This window comes from Ramlibacter sp. G4-7 (assembly GCF_057784995.1).
In genome coordinates this window covers 130,432-148,156 of sequence record NZ_JBYNTT010000009.1, presented here as the reverse complement: position 1 = coordinate 148,156, position 17,725 = coordinate 130,432, and the positions used below count along the sequence as shown (strand labels likewise).

General features: G+C 68.6%; 19 protein-coding genes. 9 read left to right on the top strand and 10 right to left on the bottom strand.

What is annotated here, in order from left to right; translation table 11 throughout:
• Window positions 1–70: 70 nt before the first annotated feature.
• The 5 genes from AC3EGR_RS14295 to AC3EGR_RS14275 all read right to left on the bottom strand — a co-directional run bounded on the left by AC3EGR_RS14295 (window position 71) and on the right by AC3EGR_RS14275 (window position 3,621).
• Entirely contained in the window at window positions 71–256 is a 186-nt protein-coding gene (locus tag AC3EGR_RS14295) for a DUF3606 domain-containing protein (protein WP_488547157.1), read from the bottom strand.
• Between the two features lie 54 nt (window positions 257–310).
• Window positions 311–745 (bottom strand): signal peptide prediction, encoded by a 435-nt coding sequence (locus AC3EGR_RS14290; protein WP_488547156.1) that lies wholly within the window; start codon window positions 743–745, stop codon window positions 311–313.
• A gap of 59 nt (window positions 746–804) precedes the next feature.
• Window positions 805–1,989, bottom strand: coding sequence for an MFS transporter (locus AC3EGR_RS14285; protein WP_488547155.1), 1,185 nt, complete (start codon window positions 1,987–1,989; stop codon window positions 805–807).
• Window positions 1,990–3,087 (bottom strand): chorismate synthase, encoded by a 1,098-nt coding sequence (gene aroC, locus AC3EGR_RS14280; protein ID WP_488547154.1) that lies wholly within the window; start codon window positions 3,085–3,087, stop codon window positions 1,990–1,992.
• 69 nt (window positions 3,088–3,156) lie between these two features.
• Window positions 3,157–3,621 carry a CBS domain-containing protein gene (locus AC3EGR_RS14275; RefSeq protein ID WP_488547153.1) on the bottom strand — a complete coding sequence of 155 codons (465 nt, stop codon included), beginning with the start codon at window positions 3,619–3,621 and terminating at the stop codon, window positions 3,157–3,159.
• Window positions 3,622–3,715: 94 nt separating this feature from the next.
• On the opposite strand from AC3EGR_RS14275, the gene AC3EGR_RS14270 reads away from it, so the two are divergent.
• The 3 genes from AC3EGR_RS14270 to AC3EGR_RS14260 are packed head-to-tail and all read left to right on the top strand — an operon-like array spanning window position 3,716 to window position 7,076.
• Complete coding sequence (locus AC3EGR_RS14270) at window positions 3,716–5,011, top strand: O-acetylhomoserine aminocarboxypropyltransferase (protein ID WP_488547152.1); 1,296 nt, start codon at window positions 3,716–3,718, stop codon at window positions 5,009–5,011.
• 1 nt (window position 5,012) lies between these two features.
• Window positions 5,013–5,819 (top strand): alpha/beta fold hydrolase, encoded by an 807-nt coding sequence (locus AC3EGR_RS14265; protein ID WP_488547151.1) that lies wholly within the window; start codon window positions 5,013–5,015, stop codon window positions 5,817–5,819.
• Between the two features lie 21 nt (window positions 5,820–5,840).
• On the top strand, window positions 5,841–7,076 hold the full coding sequence (locus AC3EGR_RS14260; RefSeq protein WP_488547253.1) for a cytochrome P450: 1,236 nt from the start codon (window positions 5,841–5,843) through the stop codon (window positions 7,074–7,076).
• 13 nt (window positions 7,077–7,089) lie between these two features.
• Here AC3EGR_RS14260 and AC3EGR_RS14255 read toward each other — a convergent pair whose 3' ends face one another.
• Window positions 7,090–8,292 carry a YihY family inner membrane protein gene (locus AC3EGR_RS14255; protein WP_488547150.1) on the bottom strand — a complete coding sequence of 401 codons (1,203 nt, stop codon included), beginning with the start codon at window positions 8,290–8,292 and terminating at the stop codon, window positions 7,090–7,092.
• Between the two features lie 22 nt (window positions 8,293–8,314).
• Here AC3EGR_RS14255 and AC3EGR_RS14250 point away from each other — a divergent pair, with 22 nt between their 5' ends.
• From AC3EGR_RS14250 to xth, 6 genes are all read left to right on the top strand, one after another.
• On the top strand, window positions 8,315–8,665 hold the full coding sequence (locus AC3EGR_RS14250; protein ID WP_488547149.1) for a DUF2069 domain-containing protein: 351 nt from the start codon (window positions 8,315–8,317) through the stop codon (window positions 8,663–8,665).
• A complete protein-coding gene (locus AC3EGR_RS14245) occupies window positions 8,662–10,083 on the top strand; it encodes an FAD-binding oxidoreductase (protein ID WP_488547148.1) in 1,422 nt (473 codons plus the stop codon). Before AC3EGR_RS14250 ends, AC3EGR_RS14245 begins: the two co-directional genes overlap by 4 nt.
• 12 nt (window positions 10,084–10,095) lie before the next feature.
• Window positions 10,096–10,911: a thymidylate synthase gene (locus tag AC3EGR_RS14240; protein ID WP_488547147.1), complete on the top strand. Its 816-nt coding sequence runs from the start codon at window positions 10,096–10,098 to the stop codon at window positions 10,909–10,911.
• Window positions 10,912–10,915: 4 nt separating this feature from the next.
• Entirely contained in the window at window positions 10,916–11,398 is a 483-nt protein-coding gene (locus AC3EGR_RS14235) for a dihydrofolate reductase (protein ID WP_488547146.1), read from the top strand.
• A gap of 100 nt (window positions 11,399–11,498) precedes the next feature.
• Complete coding sequence (locus AC3EGR_RS14230; RefSeq protein ID WP_488547145.1) at window positions 11,499–12,098, top strand: DUF4337 domain-containing protein; 600 nt, start codon at window positions 11,499–11,501, stop codon at window positions 12,096–12,098.
• Between the two features lies 1 nt (window position 12,099).
• Entirely contained in the window at window positions 12,100–12,879 is a 780-nt protein-coding gene (gene xth / locus AC3EGR_RS14225; protein WP_488547144.1) for an exodeoxyribonuclease III, read from the top strand.
• Between the two features lie 115 nt (window positions 12,880–12,994).
• Here xth and ntrC read toward each other — a convergent pair whose 3' ends face one another.
• From ntrC to glnA, 4 genes are all read right to left on the bottom strand, one after another.
• On the bottom strand, window positions 12,995–14,479 hold the full coding sequence (ntrC, locus tag AC3EGR_RS14220; RefSeq protein ID WP_488547143.1) for a nitrogen regulation protein NR(I): 1,485 nt from the start codon (window positions 14,477–14,479) through the stop codon (window positions 12,995–12,997).
• Between the two features lie 34 nt (window positions 14,480–14,513).
• Window positions 14,514–15,581 (bottom strand): nitrogen regulation protein NR(II), encoded by a 1,068-nt coding sequence (glnL, locus tag AC3EGR_RS14215; RefSeq protein WP_488547142.1) that lies wholly within the window; start codon window positions 15,579–15,581, stop codon window positions 14,514–14,516.
• 4 nt (window positions 15,582–15,585) lie between these two features.
• Complete coding sequence (locus AC3EGR_RS14210) at window positions 15,586–16,122, bottom strand: hypothetical protein (RefSeq protein WP_488547141.1); 537 nt, start codon at window positions 16,120–16,122, stop codon at window positions 15,586–15,588.
• A 136-nt stretch (window positions 16,123–16,258) separates the two neighbouring features.
• Complete coding sequence (gene glnA, locus AC3EGR_RS14205) at window positions 16,259–17,680, bottom strand: type I glutamate--ammonia ligase (RefSeq protein ID WP_488547140.1); 1,422 nt, start codon at window positions 17,678–17,680, stop codon at window positions 16,259–16,261.
• Between the last annotated feature and the right edge of the window lie 45 nt (window positions 17,681–17,725).

The following is a 17,725-nucleotide window of genomic DNA, read 5'->3' as shown; positions in this document are numbered from 1 at the left end:
CTGGGCGTGGCCGGCCGCAGAAACCGCCGGACGCCGCTGTCGGAGCCGGCCTACCGGGGCACGGGCGGATTCACGTGGCCTTGGTGTGCTTCTCGCGGATGTAGCGCTCGACGTCCTCGACCTTGTGTCCCGCGTGGTGCACCGCGTCGCGCAACTGGTCCATGCTCACGTCGAAGACCCGGCACCAGAACTGCACGTCGGTCTGGTTGGTGAGATCGATGAGGCGGCCCCCGTCCGGTGCCTGGGTATTGTTCATTGCGCGTTCTCCTTCAACGCCACCATGATGACGCGAAACCGGGCTGGACGGGAATCAGCCGCGCGTGCTGTCGCGCAGCAGGCGCCGGCGCTCCGCGACCACCGCGTACGCCTGCCGCTCGAAGTGATTTTCCCGGTACGGGTTGCGCCCACGCAGCAGCTGCACGAGGCTGGAACCAAAGTAGGCCGGCAGGAAAAAGGGGCCCCAGCGCTCGTACTGGCGCACGTGGACGTGTTCGTGCAGCCGCAGCTGGGCCAGGGCCGACCGGTCCACGGCCAGGATGACGTGCCCGAGCGTCATCGCGGAAAAGCCGAGCGCGGGCGGCAGCGAGGCGATGGCGCGGCCCAGCCGCCCGCCGAAGACCTCGATGACGCCGTGGTGCTTGCGCCATTTCGCGCCGGCCAGCACCGCGACGCTGCCCAGCAGCAGGCCGAGCACGGTGTACGGTGCCGCCCAGAGGTAGCGCAGGAGCCGTGCCGCCTTGACCATGGGGTGCATTGTGGCGGATCCCCGAATTCCTGCCCGGCCCCGCCCTGCCGGACCCGGCGTCAGACGGGGGCGGCCGCGGCGTCCAGCCGGCGAACGCGCAGGCCGCACAGCATCGCCAGCAGGCCCAGTCCGGCCGCGGCGGCGAAGATCGCCTCGAAGCCCCAGCGCGCAGCGATCGCGCCGCCGGCCAGGACGCCCAGCACGCCGCCGAAGCCGTAGCCGGTCACGGTGAAAAGCGCCTGCCCGCGGCCGCGCAGGCGGCCCGGGAAATGGCGGCTGACCATCGCGATGCAGGCCGTGTGGTGGGTCGCGAAGGTCAGCGCATGCAGCACCTGGGCCAGGAACAGTGCGACCAGCCAGCCGCCCAGGCCCGCCGTGATGCCCATGCGCAGCACCGTGGCGGCGGCACAGACCACCAGCCAGCGCTCCATGGACAAGCGGCCGATCAGGCGCCCCTGGCCGTAGAACCAGGCGATCTCCACGACCACCGACACGGCCCACAGCGCGCCTATCGTCGCCTTGCTGTAGCCGAGCGCGTCCAGGTACAGCGACAGGAAGCCGTACACGGCGAAGTGCGCCATGACGTGGAAGAACAGCGAAGCGAAGAACCAGCGCACCACCGGCTGGCGCAGCACGGGCGCGACCGGTTCGCGCGCGCGATGGCCGGGGTGCGCGGCCTCCTTCACGTTCGGCAGCCACCAGGTGCAGGCCAGCACGCCCGCCAGCGTGGCCGCCGTCCACGCGGGGAAGCTGCCCATGCCGAAGCGCTCGAAGCAGGCGCCGGCCGCGAACACCGTCACCATGAAGCCGGCGGAACCCCAGAGGCGCACGCGCCCGTAGCGCCCCCAGTCACCGGCCACCAGCTGCGCCATGGCCGCTTCGGTCAGCGACATCATGGAGCTGGTGTGCGTGAACAGCAGCAGCAGGACCAGCGCGATCCACCACGCTTCGCCGGGCAGCCACAGGCCCGCCGAAGCGCAGAGCGCCACCAGGGCGCTGAAGCGCAGCAGCTTCACGCGCTCGCCCGTGTGGTCGCTCAGCGCGCCCCAGGCGTAGGGCGCGAACACGCGCGTGAAGGACTGCACCGAGGCCAGCAGGCTGATCACGGTGATGGGCAGCCCCAGGGACTTGAGCCACAGCGGCAGGTAGGGATTGAAGAAGCCGATGTGGGCGAAGTAGGTCGCCGAGAGCGCGGCGAACGGCACGAGCTGGCGGATGCCTGCCGCGGCGCCCGGCCCGGACATTCAGCGGGCGGAGGCGGCGATGGGCGACAAGGGCATGGCCACGTCGCCGCACTGGGCGCGGTGGCGCAGCGCCAGGTCCATCACGACCAGGGCCAGCATGGCCTCGGCGATCGGCGTCGCGCGGATGCCGACGCAAGGGTCGTGGCGGCCCTTGGTGATCACCTGCGTGGCCTGCCCGTCCACGTCGATGCTGTCGCGCGGCGTGATGATGGAACTGGTCGGCTTGATGGCGATGGACACTTCCAGGTCCTGGCCGGTGCTGATGCCGCCCAGCACGCCGCCGGCGTTGTTGGTGGCGAAGCCGTCCGGCGTCAGCGAGTCGCCGTGCTCGGAGCCGCGCTGCACGACGCTGCCGAAGCCCGCGCCGACCTCGACGGCCTTGACGGCGTTGATGCCCATCATGGCGTAGGCGATCTCGGCGTCGAGCCGGTCGAACAAGGGCTGGCCCAGGCCCACCGGCATGCCGCTGGCGGTGACGCGGATGCGCGCGCCGCAGGAGTCGCCGGCCTTGCGCAGCCGGTCCATGTAGGCCTCCAGCTCCGACAAGTCGGCGACCGGCGCGAAGAAGGGATTGTTCGGCACGTGCTCCCAGCTCTCGAAGGGGATCACGATCTCGCCGATCTGCTGCATGCAGCCGCGGAAGGTGGTGCCGTGCTTTTCCTGCAACCACTTCCTGGCGACGGCGCCGGCCGCGACCATGGGGGCCGTCAGGCGCGCCGAGGACCGGCCGCCGCCGCGCGGGTCCCGCAGGCCGTACTTCTGCAGGTAGGTGTAGTCGGCATGCCCGGGACGGAACTTGCGGGCGATCTCGGAGTAGTCCTTGCTGCGCTGGTCCGTGTTGCGGATCAGCAGGCAGATGGGCGTGCCGGTGGTGCGGCCTTCGTAGACGCCGGAGAGGATCTCCACCTTGTCCTCTTCCTGGCGCTGCGTGACGTGCCGGCTGGTGCCGGGACGGCGGCGGTCCAGGTCGGTCTGGATGTCCGCCTCGGACAATTCCATGCCGGGCGGGCACCCGTCGATGACGCAACCGATGGCAGGCCCGTGCGACTCGCCGAAGTTGGTGACCGCGAACAGGGTGCCGAAGGTGTTGCCGCTCATGGGCAAGATTATCGGCTGTTTCTCCCTCTCCCCTCTGGGCGGAGGGCAGGGACGAGGGGCACGCGCGGCCTAGAGCGACGCCGTCGGCTGCGAATCCTCGGAGGAGGGCCAGTCGCGGATGTACGCCTTGAGCATGCGGTTCTCGAAGTTCTGGCTGTCCACCACGGCCTTGGCGACGTCGTACAGGCTGATGACGCCCATGAGCATGCGCTTGTCCATCACCGGCATGTAGCGGGCATGGCGCTCCAGCATCATGCGGCGCACTTCGTCGAGCTCGGTTTCCATGGTGCAGGTCAGGGGGTGGTCGTCCATCGCCGTGCGCACGATGGTCTCGCCCACCGTGTGCTGGTTGGCGACGATGCACGAGATCACCTCGCGGAAGGTGAGCATGCCCGTCAGGTCGCCGTGGTCCATCACGACCAGGGAGCCGATGTCCTTCTCCGCCATGATGTCGATGGCGCGCGCCAGGGGCTCCTCGGGCGACACCGTGTACAAGGTGTTGCCCTTCACGCGCAGGATGTCGCTGACCTTCATGCCTGTCTCCTTCGTCCGGCCGGACTTTCCCCCGGACGGGTTCAGGGGAATATAGCCCACAATCCCGGCCTGCACCACAGGAGGGATGCACCCCATGCCCGGTTACTCCGACCCCGGATTCGACACCCTGGCCCTGCACGCGGGGGCCGCGCCGGACCCCGCGACCGGCGCCCGCGCGGTGCCGATCCACCTGAGCACCTCCTTCGTCTTCGAGTCCAGCGACCACGCCGCCGCCCTGTTCAACCTGGAGCGCTCCGGCCACGTCTACTCCCGCATCAGCAACCCGACCAATGCCGTGCTGGAGCAGCGCGTGGCCGCGCTGGAAGGCGGCATCGGCGCCATCGCCACCGCGAGCGGACAGGCCGCGCTGCACCTGTCCATCGCCACGCTCATGGGCGCCGGCTCGCACATCGTGGCCAGCACGGCGCTGTACGGCGGCTCGCAGAACCTGCTGCACTACACGATGCGCCGCTTCGGGATCGAGACCACCTTCGTCAAGCCCGGCGACATCGACGGCTGGCGCGCGGCGGTCCGGCCGAACACCAAGCTGCTGTTCGGCGAGACGGTGGGCAACCCCGGCCTCGACGTGCTCGACATCCCGACCGTGTCCGCGGTGGCGCACGACGCCGGCCTGCCCTTGCTGGTGGATTCCACTTTCACGACCCCTTACCTGATGAAGCCGCTGGACCTCGGCGCCGACCTGGTCTACCACTCGGCGACCAAGTTCCTGTCCGGCCATGGCACCGTGATCGGTGGCGTCGTGGTGGACGGCGGCAGCTTCGACTGGGAACGCTCGGGCCGCTTCGCCGAACTCACCGCCCCCTACGACGGCTTCCACAACATGGTGTTCTCCGAGGAGTCCACCGTCGGCGCCTTCCTGCTGCGCGCGCGCCGCGAGGGGCTGCGCGACTTCGGCGCCAGCATGAGCCCGCACACCGCCTGGCTCATCCTGCAAGGCATCGAAACCTTGCCGCTGCGCATGGACCGCCACATGGCCAACACGCGCAAGGTGGTGGAGTTCCTGGCCTCGCACGCCTTCGTCGGCCGCGTGGGCCACCCGATGCTGGAGTCGCACCCGAGCCACGCGCTCGCCCAGAAACTGCTGCCCAAGGGCGCGGGTTCCGTGTTCAGCTTCGACATGAAGGGCAGCCGCGAACAAGGCAAGCGCTTCATCGAGGCCCTGCAGCTCTTCAGCCACCTGGCCAACGTCGGTGACTGCCGCTCGCTGGTGATCCACCCCGCGAGCACCACGCACTTCCGCATGACGGACGAGGCGCTGCGCAGCGCCGGCATCGGTCCGGGAACGATCCGGCTGTCGATCGGGCTGGAAGACCCGGCGGACCTCATCGACGACCTGAAGCGCGCCCTGCGTGCGGCGGAGAAGGCCTGACATGGAACTCACCGTCAACGGCGCCCGCACCTTCTGCTACACGGGCGGCAAGGCCTTCGATGCGGCCAAGCCCACCGTGGTCTTCGTGCACGGCGTGCTGAACGACCACAGCGTCTGGATCCTGCAGACGCGCTGGTTCGCCCACCACGGGTGGAACGTGCTGGCGCCGGACCTGCCCGGCCACTGCAAGAGCGCGGGGGAGCCGCCACGCAGCGTGGAGGAAGCCGCGGACTTCGTGCTCGCGCTGCTCGATGCGGCCAAGGTGGAGAAGGCGGCGCTGGTGGGCCACAGCTTCGGTGCCTTGACGGTGCTGGACGCCGCTGCGCGCGCGCCCCAGCGCGTGACGCGGCTGGCACTGGTCGGTGTCGCCTGCCCGATGAAGGTGTCGCCCGCGCTGCTGGAGAACTCGCAGCAGCAGCCGCTGAAGGCCATCCACATGGTCAACGTGTTCTCCCATTCGCTGCTGGCGCCCCCGCCGTCGGCGCTCGGCCCGGGCACCTGGCTGTATGGCGGATCGCGCGCGCTGATGAAGCGCGTGCTGGCCAGCAACCCGCAGGTGAACGTGTTCCACCGCGGCTTCGTGGCCTGCGACACCTATGCCGGGGGCGAGGCGGCGATCGCGAAAGTGCAATGCCCTGTGCTCTTCCTGCTGGGGCGCAACGATGCGATGACGCCGCCCAGGGCGGCGGCCGCGCTGCAGCACAAGGCGCGCGACGCGAAGACGGTGCTCGTCGACGGCGGCCACCAGATGATGACCGAGGCACCGGACGCGGTGCTGTTCGCGCTGCGGGACTTCCTGCAGGACTAGGCCGTGCAGGTCACGCCGCCCATGTCCGCGCAGCGCGCGCGCGAGATCGCGGCGTCCTTCGACCTGCGGGCGCTGCCGGCGGACTTCTACGCGAATCCCTATCCCGTCTACGACGTGCTGCGCACCGACGAGCCGGTGCGCCGGATGCCGGACGGCTCGTGGTTCCTCACGCGGCACGCGGACCTGATGGCGGTGTACCGGGACGCGCACTGCTTCAGCTCGGACAAGAAGGTGGAGTTCACTCCCAAGTACGGTGAAGGCGCGCCGCTGCTGCAGCACCACACGACCAGCCTCGTGTTCAACGACCCGCCGCTGCACACGCGCGTGCGCAAGCTGATCATGGGCGCGCTGACCCGGCGTGCGATCGCCGACATGGAGCCGGGGCTGGTGCGATTGGTGGACCAGCTGCTGGACGCCATCGCGGCCAAGGGCGGCGGGGACCTGGTCGAGGACTTCGCTGCGGCCATCCCGGTGGAGATCATCGGCAACCTGCTCGGCGTGCCGCATGCGCAGCGCGGTCCCTTGCGCGGCTGGTCGCTCGCCATCCTGGGCGCGCTGGAGCCCCGGCTCACGCCGCAGCAGGAAGAACTGGGCAACCGCAGCGTGCGCGAATTCGTGGACTACCTGCGCGTGCTGGTGGCGGAGCGCCGCCGCCGTCCGGGCGACCCGGAGCACGACGTGCTCACGCGCCTGGTCCAGGGCGAAGCCGCCGGCGAACAGCTGTCGGAGTCCGAGCTGCTGCACAACTGCATCTTCATCCTCAATGCGGGGCACGAGACGACCACCAACCTGATCGGCAATGCCCTCTGCGCGCTCCAGGAGTGGCCGCAGGAGAAGGCCAAGCTCGTGGCCGTCACCGGTGACGAGCAGGCCATGACCCTGGCCGTCGACGAGTTCCTGCGCTTCGAATCTTCCAACCAGCTGGGGAACCGGCGGGCGCTGTGCCCGTGCGAGGTGGGCGGCGTGGCACTGCCCCAAGGCGCATTGGTGACGCTGTGCATAGGCGCGGCGAACCGGGATCCGGCGCAGTTCGATCGGCCGGACGTGCTGGACCTGCGCCGGGACGACAACCGCCACCTGGCGTTCGGGTTCGGGATCCACCAGTGCGCGGGCCTGAGCCTCGCGCGGCTGGAAGGGCGGGTCGCGACCGGGCGGTTCCTGGCGCGATTTCCGCGCTACCGGCTGACGGAGGCACCGACGCGGGGCGGACGCGCTCGGTTTCGGGGGTTCCTGCGGGCGCCGTTCGCGCTGGGGTAGTTCGGCCGGCCCCTCAAATCACATCCGCCAGATACAACGCCGACAGCCGCCCCGACTGCCACAACTTCGCCGTCGCCTCGCTCGCCGGCAGCAGCAGGTGCCGCATCAGCGGCTCCAGCGACGTCGATTTGGCGTCGGCCAGCAGCACGTAGCGCGTGCCTACGTTGTCGTCCAGCTCGTTCAGCCGCCCGACCCAGTCCAGCTGAACGAGCGTGTGCAGCACCGGCTCCAGCTGCAGCACGTCGACTCCCATCGCCGCTCCCAGCTCCATGGCCGTCATCCCGCGCCGTGCGCTCGCCTTGGCGTTTTGCAGGTGCTGCAGCATCTCCAGCGCAAGCTGGAACTGCCAGCCGTGCGTGCCCGGGCGCCGGCGCGGGCCCGCCAGCAGGCTGGGGAGGTAGGCGGCGATCACCGCACCCATGAGCACGATCAGCCAGGCGATGTAGATCCACACCAGCAGGATGGGCACGGTCGCGAACGCGCCGTACACCATCGAATAGGTCGGCACCGATCCGATGTACCAGGCGAGGACGCGCTTGGCCAACTCGATGCCCACGGCCGCGAACACGCCACCGGCCAACGCGTGGGCCCGCTTGACCGGCGTGTTGGGGACGTAGCGGTACAAGGCCGTGTACGCCGCGGCCAGCACGGCGAACTCCACCACCGTCAGCAGGAAGGCCAGCAGGTTCGGCAGGCCCGAGACCATGCCCCGGCTGGCGGAGGCCAGGTACGAGGTCGTGCCCAGGCTGGCGGCCAGCAGCACCGGCCCGAGCGTGATCACCGCCCAGTAGATCAGCACGCGCTGGCCCAACGGCCGTGGGCGGCGCACGCGCCAGATGTTGTTCAGCGTGCGGTCGATGGTCAGCACCAGGGCGATCGCGCTGACCAGCAGCGCGGCAAACCCCAGGCCGCCCAGGCGGCTCGCCTTCCCGGCGAACTGCGTCAGGTAGCCCAGCACCTGCCGCGAGATCGCCTCCGGCACCAGGCTCTGCACCAGCCAGGCCTGCAGGTTCGACTGCATCTTGCCGAACATGGGAAAGGCGGTGAAAACCGCCAGCGCCACGGTGAAGAAAGGGACCAGCGCGATGGTGGTCGTGAAGGTCAGGCTGCTGGCCGAAAGCCCCAGGCGGTCCTCGCGGACGCGCTCGCGCAGGGTCTGCAGCGTGGGCAGCCAGGGGAAGCGCGCAAGGTCGGCAAGCAACTGTCGTACGTCCATCGCTCGGTATCATGCCATCTGCATGCACAGCCCCGAAGTCGCCGTTCCCCCCGCCGTCGAAGCCACCCGGTGGACCGCCGTCGCCAGCGTGCTGGGGCTGATCGTCCTGGGGCTCGCCTGGGAGCTCTGGCTGCCCGCCCGTCCCAGCCTGTGGGTGGTGAAGGTGCTGCCCTTGTGCCTGCCGGTCGCCGGACTGCTGAAGCGCCGCATGTACACCTACCGCTGGGTGAGCCTGCTGGTGTGGCCGTACTTCATGGAAGGCGTGGTTCGGGCCAACGAAGGCTGGCCCGCCGCGCTGGAGATCGCCCTGTCCCTGATCCTTTTCGCCGCATGCGGATTGCACGTGCGCATGCGACTGCGGAGTGCCAGATGAACCAAGAGCTGTTGAACCGCCTGCGGGCCGCCGTCGGCGCCGCCAACGTCCTCACCGAGGGCGACCTGGGCGCCTGGGAGCAGGACTGGCGTAAGCGCGTCCGCGGCAAGGCCCTGGCCGTGGTGCGCCCCGGCTCCGCCGGGGAAGTCGCCGAGGTGGTGCGCGCGTGCGCGCAGGCGGGCACGCCGATCGTGCCCCAGGGAGGCAACACCGGCCTCGTGGTGGGCGGCGTGCCCGACGCATCCGGGCGCGAGGTGGTGCTGAGCCTCACGCGCATGAACAAGGTCCGCGCCATCGACCCCGCCAACCTGACCATGACGGTGGACGCCGGCTGCGTGCTGCAGAACCTGCAGCAGGCGGCGGAGGACGCCGGCCTGCTGTTTCCCCTGAGCCTGGCGGCCGAAGGCAGCTGCACCATCGGCGGCAACCTCGCCACCAACGCCGGCGGCACCCAGGTCCTTCGCTACGGCAACACGCGCGATCTGTGCCTGGGCCTGGAAGTGGTGACGGCCCAGGGTGAGGTGTGGAGCGGCCTGTCGGGCCTGCGCAAGGACAACACCGGCTACGACCTGCGCGACCTGTTCATCGGCAGCGAAGGCACGCTGGGGGTGATCACCGGCGCCACCCTGAAGCTGTACCCGCTGCCGGTAGCGACGCTCACCGCCTGGGCGGCCGTGCCGTCCATGGAGGCCGCGGTCACCCTCCTGGGCCTCGCGCAAAAGCACCTGGGTGCGGGCCTCACCGGCTTCGAGGTGATGGGCCAGTTCGCGCTGGGCCTGGTGGACAAGCACTATCCGCAGCTGCGCGTGCCCCTGTTCAAGGACTTTCCGTATTGCGTGCTGCTGGAGAACTCCGACCAGGAGTCGGAGGCCCATGCGCGCGTCGCCTTCGAGCGGCTGCTGGAGTCGGCGCTGGAAGACGGCTGCGTGACGGACGCGGTGGTCGCCGAGAACATCGCCCAGGCACACGGCCTGTGGCACATCCGCGAGTCGATCCCGCTCGCGCAGGCCGACGAGGGGCTGAACATCAAGCACGACATCTCCCTGCCCGTGTCGCGCATCCCTGCCTTCTGCGCCGAGACCGACGCGCTGCTGCAAAAGGAGATCGCCGGCGTGCGCCTGGTGAACTTCGGCCACCTGGGCGACGGCAACCTGCACTACAACGTGCAGGCGCCGGTGGGCGGGGACCTGCAGGCCTTCCTGCGCGACCACGAGGAGCAGGTGAACACGCTGGTGTACGACCAGGTCAAGCGCTTCGACGGCTCCATCTCGGCGGAGCACGGGGTCGGCGGCCTGAAGGTCGGCAAGCTGCCGGAGTACAAGTCACCGGTGGCGATCCGGATGATGCAGGCCCTGAAAAAAGCCCTGGATCCGCAGAACCTGCTCAATCCCGGGCGGGTCGTTCCGGCCGTCGATTGAGATAATCCCGCCATGACCGCCGCCCGCCCCGTCCGCTCGCAGTACGAGGACTTCATGCGCCATGTGTACACGCATGGCACGCCCAAGACCGACCGCACCGGCACCGGGACGCGCAGCGTCTTCGGCTACCAGATGCGCTTCGACCTGAACGAAGGCTTCCCGCTGGTGACCACCAAGAAGGTGCACCTGCGTTCCATCATCCAGGAACTGCTGTGGTTCCTGCAGGGCTCCAGCGACAACAAGTGGCTGAACGAACGCGGCGTGACCATCTGGGACGAATGGGCGCGCGAGGACGGCGACCTCGGCCCCGTGTACGGCGTGCAGTGGCGCAGCTGGCCGACGCCCGACGGCGGCCACATCGACCAGATCGCCGAGGCGGTGAAGACGATCAGGACGAACCCGGACTCGCGGCGGATCATCGTGAGCGCCTGGAACGTCGCCGACATCCCCAAGATGGCACTGGCGCCTTGCCACGCGTTCTTCCAGTTCTATGTCGCGGATGGCAAGCTCTCGTGCCAGCTGTACCAGCGCAGCGCCGACATCTTCCTGGGGGTGCCCTTCAACATCGCCAGCTACGCCCTGCTCACGCACATGATGGCGCAGCAATGCGACCTGGGGGTGGGTGACTTCATCTGGACCGGCGGCGACTGCCACATCTACAGCAACCACCACGAACAGGTGGAGCTGCAGCTCTCGCGCACGCCCTTCCCCTACCCCACGCTGAACATCCGGCGCAAGCCGGCTTCGATCTTCGACTACCAGTACGAGGACTTCGAAGTGCTCGACTACCAGAGCCACGGCGCGATCAAGGCGCCAGTGGCCGTGTGAGCGCATGAAGCTGGGGCTCATCTACGCGTGCGCCCGCAACGGCGTCATCGGCCGGGACGGCACCCTGCCCTGGCACCTGCCGGAAGACCTGGCGCATTTCAAGCGCACCACGCTGGGTGCCCCCGTGATCATGGGGCGCAAGACCTGGGAGTCCCTGCCGCCCCGCTTCCGGCCGCTGCCCGGGCGCAGGAACGTGGTGATCACGCGCGACGCGGCCTGGCAGGCGCCGGGCGCCGACCGCGCCGGCACGCTGGACGAAGCCATCGCGGCATGCGCGGGCGCCGACGTGGCCTGGGTCACCGGCGGCGCCGAGATCTTCCGCCTGGCGATCCCGCGCGCCGACCTTGCGGTCGTCACCGAGATCGACGCCGACTTCGAGGGCGACGTGCATGCGCCGGAGCTCGGCCCCGGCTGGCGCGAGACGGCGCGCGAGCGCCACATGTCGCAAGGCGGCGTCGGCTACAGCTTCGTGACCTACGAGCGCTGACGGGCCCCGCGTTGCGCGCAGGCGTCGCCCGGCGGACGATAAGCCAAACGACCTCTTTCCGCTGACTAGAATCGGCGCAAATCCTCAGAGGAGAACACGGATGTCGGGTGCAGGTTTCCACGTGCACGGCCCCCACGACCACGAGCTCGAACACGCTGCGCAGCATGGGGCCGAGGGCCACCACGGCGTCGGCGGCGGCAGCATGACCAACCAGATCGCCCTGTTCACGGCGGTCATCGCCACGGTCGGCGCCATCTTCTCGTACATGGGCGGGGCCACGCAGGCCAATGCCGGCCTGTACAAGAACAACGCGGCGATCCGCAAGACGGAGGCGTCCAACCAGTGGAACTACTACCAGTCCAAGAGCAGCAAGCAGAACCTGGCGGAGCTGGCGCTGGTGCTGGTGGGCGAGGAGAAGAAGCCGGCCTACCAGAAGGAGATCGAGCGCTACAAGCTGGAGAAGGCGGAGATCAAGCTCGCCGCCGACAAGCTGGAAGCCGAGGCGACCGACTGGGACCGCAAGAGCGACGAGCAGATGCACCTGCACCACCGCTGGGCGCAGGCCACCACCACGCTGCAGGTGGCGATCGCGCTGGCCGCCATGGCGCTGCTGACGAAGAAGAAGTGGATGGAGTGGGGCATGTTCGGCGTCGGCGTCGTCGGCGCGGCGGTCGGCGTGCTGGCCATGCTGCACATCTGAGATGCGCATCACCACCTGGAACGTGAACTCGCTGGCGGCGCGGCTTCAGCACGTGCTGGACTGGACGAGGGCCAATCCGGTCGACGTGCTGTGCCTGCAGGAACTCAAGCTCACCGACGACAAGTTCCCGCTGGACGCGCTGCGCGATGCCGGCTACCAGCACTGCGCCGTGTTCGGGCAGAAGACGTACAACGGCGTGGCGGTGCTGAGCCGGCACCCGGTGCGCGACGTCGAGAAGAACATCAAGGGCTTTGCCGACGAACATGCGCGGCTGCTGTCGGCCACGGTGGATGCGCCGCAAGGGCCCCTCCGCGTGGTCAACGGCTACTTCGTGAACGGGCAGGCGCCGGGCACGGACAAGTTCGCCTACAAGATGAACTGGCTCGGCGGCCTGCGCGAACACGTGCGGTCCGAGCTGGCGGCCCATGAAAAGGTGGTGCTGCTCGGCGACTTCAACATCGCGCCGGAGGACCGGGACTCGTTCGACCCCGAAGGGCTGCGCGAAACCATCCACCACACGAGCGAGGAGCGCGCGCACTTCCGCAGCCTCGTCGGCCTCGGTCTCGCCGACAGCTTCCGCCTGTTCGAGCAGCCCGAGAAGAGCTTCAGCTGGTGGGACTACCGCATGCTCGGCTACCAGAAGAACCGCGGCCTGCGCATCGACCACATCCTGGTCAGCGACGGCGTGAAGGCCCTCGTGAAGGCCTGCGCGATCGACCGCACCCCGCGCAAGTGGGAGAAGCCCAGCGACCATGCGCCGGTGACGGTGGAACTGCACTGAGTGCAGTGCGGTGGGGTTCGGCGACGCTCCCCACCACCCTACGACGCGGCCCCGGGTAGGGTGGCGGCCGCTGGCCGCCGGAACGTGAGCCGCCAGGCGGACCGGCCGCCGCTCCTTACTCCAGCCCCAGCTCCTGGATCTTGCGCGTGATCGTGTTGCGCCCGATGCCCAGCTTCTGCGCCGCCTCGATGCGCCGCCCCCGCGTGTTCTGCAGCGCCGTCAGGATCAGCCTGGACTCGAAGCGGCGCGTGAGAATGTCCCAGACGTCGTGGTGGCCGCTCAGGAGCAGTTGCAGTGCCTCGGCTTCCAGCGCCGCCTCCCAGCCGGCGCCATTGGCGGGCAGCGCAACGGCAGCCGCGGCCACGGGCGCTTCCGTTGCGACCGGCGCGGCGGTCGCTGCGGGAAGCGGTGCGGGCGCAGCCGCCGCCTCCGTCGCACTGCCGCCCACTTCCGGCGGCAGGTCCTTGGCCTCCACCAGCTGCGCCGGCGCCATCACCGTCAGCCAGTGGCAGATGTTTTCCAGTTGCCGCACGTTGCCGGGAAAGGCGAACGTCATCAGCCGTTCCAGCGCGGCGTCGGAGATGCGCTTGGGCTCCACGCCCAGCTGCTTGGCGCTTTGCTGCAGGAAGTGCCGCGCCAGCATGGGCACGTCCTCGCGCCGCTCGCGCAGCGCGGGCAGGCGCAGGCGGATCACGTTGAGGCGGTGGAAGAGGTCCTCGCGGAAGTTGCCTTCCTTGACGCGCACTTCCAGGTCCTGGTGGGTCGCGGCGATCACGCGCACGTTCGACTTGATCGCGTTGTGGCCGCCCACGCGGTAGAAGTGGCCGTCCGACAGCACGCGCAGCAGGCGCGTCTGCAGGTCGAACGGCATGTCGCCGATCTCGTCGAGGAACAGCGTGCCGCCGTCGGCCTGTTCGAAGCGGCCCCGGCGCATGGTCTGCGCACCGGTGAAGGCGCCGCGCTCATGGCCGAAGAGTTCCGATTCGAGCAGGTCCTTGGGGATAGCCGCCGTGTTGATGGCCACGAAGGGGCCGTTGGCGCGCGGCGAGTGCTTGTGCAGCGCGCGCGCCACCAGTTCCTTGCCCGAGCCGGACTCGCCCGTGATCATCACGGTCACATTCGACTGCGACAGCCGACCGATCGCGCGGAACACGTCCTGCATCGCCGGCGCCTGGCCCAGCATCTCGGGAGCGGCCGCCATGCTCTGTTCGGCCACTTCCTCGCGCTGGCTTTCCTCCACCGCACGCCGGATCAGCTCCACCGCCTTGGGCAGGTCGAAGGGCTTGGGCAGGTACTCGAAGGCCCCGCCCTGGAAGGCGGACACGGCGCTGTCCAGGTCCGAGAAGGCCGTCATGATGATGACGGGCAAGCCGGGGTGCTTCTCCTTCACTTTCGTGAGCAGGTCCAGGCCCGAGCCCCCAGGCATGCGGATGTCGCTCACCAGGATCTGCGGGCCGTCCTCGTCGCCGGCGCCGTCGAGGGCGCTCATCACCTCGCGGGCGTTGGTGAAGCTGCGCGTCGGGAGGTCCTCGCGCATCAATGCCTTCTCCAGCACGAAGCGGATGGATTGGTCATCGTCAACGATCCAGATCGGCTTCATGTGCTTCGTTTACCTCAGTGCAGTGTTCTCGTTCCTAGGGCAAGGGGATCAGGATCTTGAAATCCGTCCGCCCTGGCTGGCTGTCGCACTCGATCAGGCCATGGTGCTGCTGCACGAAGGTCTGCGCCAGCGTGAGCCCCAGGCCGGAGCCGCCCTCCCTTCCCGAGACCAGCGGAAAGAAGATGCGGTCCTTGATCGAGTCCGGCACGCCGGGCCCGTTGTCGATGACATGCAATTCCAGTGCCAGTCGATAGCGCTGCTTGCCGAAGGTTACCTGCCGGCCGATGCGCGTGCGGAAGGTGAGTTGCGCGTCGCCGGCCGCCATGCGGTCCTGCAGCGCCTGCGCCGCGTTGTGGGCGATGTTCAGCACGGCCTGGATCAGCTGCTCGCGGTCGCCGCGGAACTCGGGAATGGACGTGTCGTAGTCGCGCACCACCTTCAGCCCGCGCGGGAACTCCGCCAGGATCAGCGAACGCACGCGCTCGCACACCTCGTGGATGTTGACGTCGCCCACGACGTGCGGGCGACGGTGCGGCGCGAGCAGGCGATCCACCAGGGTCTGCAGGCGGTCCGCCTCGTGGATCACGACCTGGGTGTATTCCTTGAGGGAAGCGTCGATTTCCATTTCCAGCAGCTGCGCCGCGCCGCGGATGCCGCCCAGGGGGTTCTTGATCTCGTGCGCCAGGTTGCGGATCAGCTCCTTGTTCGCCTGCGCCTGGTCGATGAGGCGCTCTTCGCGGTCCTGGCGCGTCTGGGCCTCAAGCGGCAGCAGTTCGATGACGAACTCCTCGGGCGTGTCCGTCTGGGCCAGCACCACGTGCACCGGCATCGCCTCGGCCTGCTGGCGCACCAGCCGGGCGTCGTAGCGCAGCGCGGCGTACTCGTTGCCGCTCGCGCCATCGAGCGCGGCGCGCAGCACGTGCGGCTCGGCGAAGAATTTGAGGAAGCTGGCGCCTTCGATGGTGCGGCGCGAGGAGCCGGTGGCGTCCTCGAGGGCCGCGTTGGCGAAGATCACGGTGCCGTCGCCGCGCACCACCGCCACGAGCGTGGCCAGGAGGTCGAAGGACTGGAAACGGAAGTTGGGCGGGAGGGGCTTTTTCAAGCCCTCATTTTGCGGCCGCGTTCGCCGTGTTGGCTGACGGGACAGGCGCGCCGGCGCTGCGGGCGAGTTCCCGCTTGAGGCCGGCGATGTCCTGGTCGGTGCGCTCCAGCGACGCCTTGAGTTCCGCGACGCGATCCAGGTACTTCTGGTGGTTCTTGTGCTCGGGGCCCATCTTCTCGGGCTCGCCGTTGTTGTATTCCCTGGCGATCTCGGCTCGCCTGGCCTCGGCCTTCTTGAGTTCCGCCTCCAGGATGCCGCGTGCCTCGGCGTCGCGGGCCTTCTGCTCGCCGTCACCCACGCGCTGCCCGGCCTGCGGCGCGGTCACCACGTTCACCGGCTTGTTGCCCGTGGCGTTGGGGGAGTTCACGCGCGTGCCTTGCACCACCGTCACGTTGCCGCCTTCGACCGCCTTGCAGCCCTTGGCCTGGGCTTCTGCCTTGTCGTTGGTGTAGGTGTTGCCGCAGCGAAAGATGGTGGTCTGGGCGGAAGCCGAGACGGCGGCGAGGAGTGCGAAGGGAATCAGGGCGTGGCGGATCTTCATGGCGCTTTCTCCTGGGCGCCAAAAGCGCACGGGACGGCCTTTCAGTATGACCCAATCTCTTCAGATTGCCAATTAAGCTCTTGATTCAAAAAGGAAAAGGGCGACATTTGTCGCCCTTTCGCCTGCTCCGGAAGCTTTACAGCGAGTAGTACATGTCGAACTCGATCGGGTGCGTCGTCATGCGGAAGCGCTGCACTTCCTGCATCTTCAGCTCGATGTAGGCATCGATCATGGTGTCGGTGAACACGCCGCCCTTGGTCAGGAAGGCACGGTCGTTGTCCAGATACTCCAGGGCCTGGTCCAGGCTGTGGCAGACGGTCGGGATCTTCGCGTCCTCTTCCGGCGGCAGGTGGTACAGGTCCTTGGTGGCCGCCTCGCCCGGGTGGATCTTGTTCTCGATGCCGTCCAGGCCGGCCATCAGCATGGCGGCGAAGCCCAGGTAGGGGTTCATCGTGGGATCCGGGAAGCGCACCTCGATGCGGCGGCCCTTGGGGTTCGCCACGTAGGGGATGCGGATCGAGGCGGAGCGGTTGCGGGCGGAGTACGCCAGCTTCACCGGAGCTTCGAAGCCGGGCACGAGGCGCTTGTAGCTGTTGGTCCCGGGATTGGTGATGGCGTTCAGCGCACGGGCGTGCTTGATGATGCCGCCGATGTAGTACAGCGCCAGTTCGCTCAGGCCGGCATAGCCTTCGCCGGCGAACAGGTTCTTGCCGTCCTTCCACACGGACTGGTGCACGTGCATGCCGGAGCCGTTGTCACCGACGATGGGCTTGGGCATGAAGGTCGCGGTCTTGCCGTAGGCGTTGGCGACGTTGTGGATCACGTACTTCTGCAGTTGCGACCAGTCGGCGCGCTGCACCAGGGTGCTGAAGCGGGTGCCGATCTCGTTCTGGCCGGCGCCCGCCACTTCGTGGTGGAACACTTCGACCGGGATGCCGACGGATTCGAGGATCAGCGCCATCTCGGCGCGCATGTCCTGCGTGCTGTCGACCGGGGGCACCGGGAAGTAGCCGCCCTTGGTGGTGGGACGGTGGCCCTTGTTGCCGCCTTCGAGCTTCTTGCCGGTGTTCCAGGGGGCTTCGTACTCGTCGATCTCGACGAAGGAGCCGCTCGGGCCGGACGCCCAGCGCACGTCGTCGAAGATGAAGAATTCGGGTTCGGGGCCGAAGAAGGCGGTGTCGCCCAGGCCGGAGGCCTTCAGGTAGGCCTCGGCGCGCTTGGCGATCGAGCGCGGGTCGCGGTCATAGGCCTTGCCGTCACCGGGTTCGAGCACGTCGCAGCTGAGGATCAGCGTGGTCTCTTCGAAGAACGGGTCGATGTTGGCGGTGCCCGGGTCCGGCATCAGCAGCATGTCGGAGGCTTCGATCCCCTTCCAGCCGGCGATGGACGAGCCGTCGAAGGCGTGGCCGGCGCTGAACTTGTCCTCGTCGAAGTGGGACACGGGCACGGTCACGTGTTGCTCTTTGCCGCGGGTGTCGGTGAAGCGGAAGTCGACGAACTTGACTTCGTTGTCCTTCACCATCTTCATGACATCTGCGACGCTCTTGGCTGCTGCCATCAGGTTTCTCCTGGGGGATGGTTGGTTGTTGATGAATAGGCGGCT

Excerpts from the sequence above, each read along its gene's own strand:
- glnA (WP_488547140.1), bottom strand. The coding sequence starts at position 17,680 with ATGGCAGCAGCCAAGAGCGTCGCAGATGTCATGAAGATGGTGAAGGAC.
- AC3EGR_RS14265 (WP_488547151.1), top strand. The coding sequence starts at position 5,013 with ATGGAACTCACCGTCAACGGCGCCCGCACCTTCTGCTACACGGGCGGC.
- AC3EGR_RS14290 (WP_488547156.1), bottom strand. The coding sequence starts at position 745 with ATGGTCAAGGCGGCACGGCTCCTGCGCTACCTCTGGGCGGCACCGTAC.
- AC3EGR_RS14235 (WP_488547146.1), top strand. The coding sequence starts at position 10,916 with ATGAAGCTGGGGCTCATCTACGCGTGCGCCCGCAACGGCGTCATCGGC.
- AC3EGR_RS14275 (WP_488547153.1), bottom strand. The coding sequence starts at position 3,621 with ATGAAGGTCAGCGACATCCTGCGCGTGAAGGGCAACACCTTGTACACG.
- AC3EGR_RS14230 (WP_488547145.1), top strand. The coding sequence starts at position 11,499 with ATGTCGGGTGCAGGTTTCCACGTGCACGGCCCCCACGACCACGAGCTC.
- AC3EGR_RS14260 (WP_488547253.1), top strand. The coding sequence starts at position 5,841 with ATGTCCGCGCAGCGCGCGCGCGAGATCGCGGCGTCCTTCGACCTGCGG.
- xth (WP_488547144.1), top strand. The coding sequence starts at position 12,100 with ATGCGCATCACCACCTGGAACGTGAACTCGCTGGCGGCGCGGCTTCAG.
- AC3EGR_RS14250 (WP_488547149.1), top strand. The coding sequence starts at position 8,315 with ATGCACAGCCCCGAAGTCGCCGTTCCCCCCGCCGTCGAAGCCACCCGG.
- AC3EGR_RS14255 (WP_488547150.1), bottom strand. The coding sequence starts at position 8,292 with ATGGACGTACGACAGTTGCTTGCCGACCTTGCGCGCTTCCCCTGGCTG.
- AC3EGR_RS14285 (WP_488547155.1), bottom strand. The coding sequence starts at position 1,989 with ATGTCCGGGCCGGGCGCCGCGGCAGGCATCCGCCAGCTCGTGCCGTTC.
- AC3EGR_RS14270 (WP_488547152.1), top strand. The coding sequence starts at position 3,716 with ATGCCCGGTTACTCCGACCCCGGATTCGACACCCTGGCCCTGCACGCG.
- ntrC (WP_488547143.1), bottom strand. The coding sequence starts at position 14,479 with ATGAAGCCGATCTGGATCGTTGACGATGACCAATCCATCCGCTTCGTG.
- AC3EGR_RS14210 (WP_488547141.1), bottom strand. The coding sequence starts at position 16,122 with ATGAAGATCCGCCACGCCCTGATTCCCTTCGCACTCCTCGCCGCCGTC.
- AC3EGR_RS14240 (WP_488547147.1), top strand. The coding sequence starts at position 10,096 with ATGACCGCCGCCCGCCCCGTCCGCTCGCAGTACGAGGACTTCATGCGC.
- AC3EGR_RS14295 (WP_488547157.1), bottom strand. The coding sequence starts at position 256 with ATGAACAATACCCAGGCACCGGACGGGGGCCGCCTCATCGATCTCACC.
- aroC (WP_488547154.1), bottom strand. The coding sequence starts at position 3,087 with ATGAGCGGCAACACCTTCGGCACCCTGTTCGCGGTCACCAACTTCGGC.
- AC3EGR_RS14245 (WP_488547148.1), top strand. The coding sequence starts at position 8,662 with ATGAACCAAGAGCTGTTGAACCGCCTGCGGGCCGCCGTCGGCGCCGCC.